General features: G+C 45.3%; 3 protein-coding genes. All 3 read right to left on the minus strand.

All coding sequences use genetic code 11. From position 1 onward, the window contains the following. Positions 1 to 213: 213 nt before the first annotated feature. Positions 214 to 744: an OmpH/Skp family outer membrane protein gene (locus Q7P68_RS13815; RefSeq protein ID WP_304226647.1), complete on the minus strand. Its 531-nt coding sequence runs from the start codon at positions 742 to 744 to the stop codon at positions 214 to 216. Between the two features lie 16 nt (positions 745 to 760). Further along, on the minus strand, positions 761 to 3,241 hold the full coding sequence (gene bamA / locus Q7P68_RS13820; protein WP_304226648.1) for an outer membrane protein assembly factor BamA: 2,481 nt from the start codon (positions 3,239 to 3,241) through the stop codon (positions 761 to 763). Positions 3,242 to 3,260: 19 nt separating this feature from the next. Further along, on the minus strand, positions 3,261 to 5,480 hold a 2,220-nt coding region (locus tag Q7P68_RS13825; RefSeq protein WP_304226650.1), incomplete at its 5' end, for a translocation/assembly module TamB domain-containing protein.

Below are 5,480 nucleotides of genomic sequence, written 5' to 3' on the forward strand. Positions count from 1 at the left end.
ATATTAACCAAACGATGAATGCCAGCGTGGATTTGCTGCTCCATAGCCATGAAAACCTCATGGAACTATCGGAAGAAAACAAAAAGAAATTTTCCGCCCTCCATTCGGTTCTAAAGAGCCAAAAAGATCAGGAAAAATAAACATCTCCCAAAAGGTTGCTGAAAATGCTTAAAGCATTTTCAGCAAATTACTATTTAAAATCTTGCTACAGGACTACCGGCCTGCTTTGGTGAGCAGGTTATTGATGACCTTTTCTGTTATGTCAACGGTGGGACTGTACCAGAGGATACCGCTCGATTCTTTGAGGTTTAAAACCATACTGTAGCCATCACTTTCAGCTACAATTCGTATTTCATCATAAACTTGCTGTAAAAAAGAACTCGATTGGGTTAATTTTTTCCTCTGGTCTTCCAGTTCTGCAGTCTTGATTCGGTAATATTCCTTTAAAAACTCAGTTTTCTTGTAAATCTCGTTGTCCAGATTCAAAACCTTTTGCTGGTCTCCAGCAGCAACTGCGTCGAGTCGGTTTTTCTGTAATGCCTGGATTTCGGCATTCATTTTATCTATATCTGCTTGTACCTTAGCACTGCGTTCTTCGAAATCTCGTACTGCTTGAGAGTCTTTAAAAAATGCAGTATAGATTTTCGGAAGATCCACCACCGCAAAACGGGTAAGCTGCTGGGCAGATGCTCCTATAACCACCCCACATAAGAGGATCGCACATAGTACTATTTGTTTCCGCATGTTGTATGCCTCCTTATCAATAGGTAGCTAGGGCAAAGGAAATGACAAAATCGAGTCCCCAGCTTCCGATACCGCCATTTATCCACTGAACCTTATTATCAACGACCTGGAACCGTTTAGCCAGGCTGAATCTAAAGGGGAATTGCGGGATGGTAAAACGAAGTCCCGATCCCAAACTAAAGCGGAAGTCTTCTATGCTAAGCTTGTTGAACAGAGTATACCAATCTTCCTTAACTGCCGCAGCGTCAACAAACCAGTCCCAGGCAAGAATATTGGCGGCCAGGGGAATACGCAGTTCCGCCCAGTTTTCCCAAAGGGCAAGTCCATAATTAGAACGCATGCTATACCAGCCCCGGGCGTTAAACATTCCATCAATAACGAGCTTGTTATTATCCTGAATACGGGGTTCCTCATTAAAGGATTGGGGCAGTATCAAAGAAACTCCAGAATGGATACCAAAAACACCTTTGAAGGTAAAGGAATCTGAAAGGGGAATTTTGAAGAGGGTGGCAAAAAATTCCGCTTTGGTGTCGGTACGGAGATAATGTTCCTGTTCAACAGGCAAGAGACCATAAATGCCAATACGCTGGATGGCATAGTACCCATTTGAGGGATCATAATAAATATCCCGCTGATCCAGAGAGAGGCTGCCCCAGATTACATTAGAGGGTGTCCATTGGTTATTTTGAGACCGAAGCACGGGATCAAAGGGCCGGTAAAGGGAAGCATCATAGGCATTCCGGACGATACCGACGCGGACACCGCCGCCAAGGCCGAGATTTCCTGCGAAAGTACTGAATCGATAACCCGTAGAAAATCCAAGAGAAATTTTCCACTGGTCGTACTTCATTTGGTAGGCTTCGGGAGCAATCTTGTTCGCTGCAATATACTGTTCGTAGGAATCAAAGCCGTCGGGGTATGCGTAGGGTTCATCGCCGTTAAAATACGGATAGAGGTTATCCATTAACGCCGTTCGTTGGCTATGGTTAAGGCTTAGGTCAAAACTGCCAGAGAGGGGCAGTCCAAAGAGCCAGCGTTTTGCATAGGATACGGAAAAGCTCTGGGTGTCGGGAGAAGCATTCAGCTCAAAACTGGCTTGGTCACCATAGCCCAAGAAGTTGCGGTCATTCAGTTTTATAAGCCCGGAGATCGGAAAGGCATGGGGATCCGCGGAACCAGAGAAGGTGAGCCCAAACTGTATATCCGCAGTGGGCTGCTCTTCCACATTGAATACCAAGTTCATGAGGTTATCCGCACTTCCCGGAGGTGTTTCTGGAGTGATAGCGGAGAAATACTGGAGATTGTACAGATTTCTTAGGCCATCCAGAACCTTTGTCTTGGAAAAGATATCACCCGGTTCCAGGGGTATTTCCCGAAGAATAACCGATTCTTTAGTCTTTTTATTACCCCTGACTATAATATTTTCTATATGAGCCCGATTTCTTTCTATAATGCTCACAGTGTAGGTGATGGTTCCCGCAGCCTCGTCTCTTACTTCTTTGCGGGTTATGGTGTTAAAAATATAGCCATTTTCATAATAGAGGTCCGCCACTCGCTGGAGATCACCTTCCAGCTTTTTCGCACTGATGGGCTGACCCTTTTTGGAATAAACCAGTTTTTCTAGCTGATCAGTGGGAAATATCTTGTTTCCCTCGAAATTGACACCCCCCAGCACATAGGCCTTGCCTTCCTGAATCTTAAAGATAATTGTCATGAGATTTCGGCCCTGCTCATCCTTGCGGACCTGGCGGACCACATCGGTCACCCGAGCATCCACATACCCCCGATCCTGGTAATATTGAGCAATAGCTTGCTGGTCCGCCATGAGCTTTGCTTCCTGGAAAGCCCCATCATTTAAGAGTGATTTTGTTTTTAAAGACAACACGCCCCTCAGGGTTCGCTCTGTAAAGACCGTATTGCCTTCGAACCTAAAGGCTTCGATCGCTATTTTTTCACCTTCATCGATCGAAAAAACCAGGTTAACGTTAGTTCCATCCAGATTTTTTATTTCACTCGTTACTTTTACGTCGGGGAAGCCCTTTTCCAAATATTTATTGCGAATAGCCTGCTCGTCGGCCCGGATTTTAAGTTGGCTGACCACATCGTTCGTTTTTATGGTCACCACATCCAGAAGTTCATTCCTGCGAAGGCTGTTGTTTCCTTCAAAATCGATACGGGTGATAACGGGCTTTTCCTTTATAGTAAATTTCAGGATAACCGCAGAACCTGATTGATCTACCGGGACCGCGCTTGGAGAAATAAGGTCAAAATATTCAAGAGCATAGAGGCGGCCCTGCAAATCCCAAAAGAGGGAATCGGTAAAGAGCCGGCCAATATAGGGGGCGGTAATGCCATCCAGTTCTGTCGATTTTACGTGTTTTAGCCCTTCAAAGGTAATATCCTTGATTGGCTTTCCCACATACCAATCTTCGGCTTGCTGACCATAGGCAAATACTGCCAAGATTGTCAAAAACACAGCTATGATTCGTGTACGCATTGATGCTCCTTACAAAAAATTAAAATGACCATTTCCAGCTTATAGTAACAGACTGGCCCTTTATAAACAAAGGATCCCCTGCTTTTGGTACAAAATTCCAGTTAACAGTGAATAAGGGACTACGCAATTCCGCTCCTACCTCCGGTTCTACCGTAAGGCCTCCAAAAAGGGAGTTTTCTTTTTCAGGATCATACCGTAAAGATACCATCGATTGCACAAAAAAATCAGGTCCGAAATATTTTCCTAAGTACAATGTGGTGTTGTCAAAATAGTTACCCAGAGATACGGTCCTGTCAACAGGGGTGCTCACGATGCCTGTTGCTTGAAGCAAGGCATTCTGCAGCACCTGGGTCCTGATAGAAAACATATCCAACGAAAGGGTATCGCGAATGTTCTGTTCAAAAACCCGTACAACATTAAATTGAGCCAAAAGATCCGAAGAGGCGCTTATGACCGCATCCTGGAGGCTATTCGCCGTATTGGTTGTTTCTGAACCGAGTACATTCTGGCCGAGAAGGGCAAAAATATCAATCTGTGACAGGGGAGGATCCGAAATAAAGCGGGGGGTAAAATTGCTAAGCGGAGCGTTATCAATAATAAGCGATATGGTTACCGGTCCGTTGGTTGTCTGGTCCCGAATTTCCGCTCTGAGGGCTATGCGGGGATCGAATCGTATTTCGTTTTCGTTAAAGGCAAGTTGACCGCTTCGAATATAAAAGCTTCGCTGGAAATAAAATACTTCCCCCCCTCGGAGACTGATATTTCCATTAAGAGAAAACCTGCCGGTCTCCGAATCACTGTTTACCTGAATGATGGACCCTATATCGGTATAGGCCCGCAGAACAGGGAAATTGGTATTGGGCCAGATAAATTCTACTTTTTTGCCAGTTTGCAGTGTTATTGCGGATTTAAAACGGAAATTCTGATTCTGGTTTTGGCCTTCGTATTGGGGGCTTCCGGAATACATGACCAGGGTATCAAAGGCTACCAGTTTTCCGTTTACAGAAAAAGCACCATCTTGCGATGCTAAGCCCAGCCCGCCCCAGACTTTACCCCGAGCATTCAAACCAAGCAGCTGACTTTTAAACGCAATTGGAGCCTGTTCAGGAATCATTGCAGTCAAACTAAAATTACCCGGCAGCCATTGTTCAAAAGATAAAGAACCTTCTATCTGAATCTTTCCATTCCCCACGGGAACAAGAGTTTTTGCAAGGCGCAAAGTGTTTTCTTCAAACATGAAGGAAAGATCAGAGGGCCCTACTTCATCTTCTAGCCAGTCTGGTATGCGCATACGGACACTGGATGCGGTAGCGGAACCGGTAAAAACAGGATCGCTGAGCGGCCCCTGGACAGAAAGACTTGCTAAACCAAAACCGCTGGTAATCTGCAAGGGGAGTCCCTTAGGCATAAGATCCCAAAGAGCACTGATATCGATATATAAATTTCTAGTACTTGCATCAATAAGTCCCTTAAGAACAGAACCGGTTACCGCCCCCCGCACCGGCAAGGGCTGGGAAAAGGCCATATAAAAAGCTCCATCCCCGCCCAATTCCAATCGGAGAGCATTTTGCGGACCGCCCCGTAACGAAAACCCTTGTTTGGATTTATTAAAGGTAAATACGATTGGATCCTGAATGGTCCATGTATCATAATGCCCCTTGGTGAGTTGGACCGTACCGTTAAAATCCAAACTACTAAATTGTTGAAATACCTCCTGATATGATGGAAAACCTGCAAATTGGACCACCATATCGTTGGATACATCGATGGAGCGGGAACCGAGAATACCCCGTATTCTGGATGCAAGGTTCATCCGATTATCTAGTCTGCTCAGCTCGAGGGAACTAATATCTGCCTGTAATTGGCCGACCGTAATGCTGTTATTGAGCAGTTCGAGGCTGTCTGGTGTCAGCGACCCAGAGGATATCAGGAGCACATCCTGGTCCATCCAACGCAGCTGCAGGGAAGCTATTTTCCAATCTATTGAAAAATGTTCCAAAGATGATAAAGAAAATCGGACTTCGCCGGTCAATTGGGGTGTGAGTTGGGTTGGATAAAACCGGTCCAGATTAGCCCGGGCCATATATACACGGCCATTAATTTCTCCCGGCAGGATCAGATTTAAATCTAACTCATAGCGTTCATTGTTTTGATTATCCACTAGACGAACAAGAGTCTTTATATTCGAAAAACCCGCGGTCCAGGTAGCAGCGAGCGTTCCGGAGAGACTCCCGCCTGA

The organism is Gracilinema caldarium, assembly GCF_029265695.1.
GTDB classification, from domain to species: domain Bacteria; phylum Spirochaetota; class Spirochaetia; order Treponematales; family Breznakiellaceae; genus Gracilinema; species Gracilinema caldarium_A.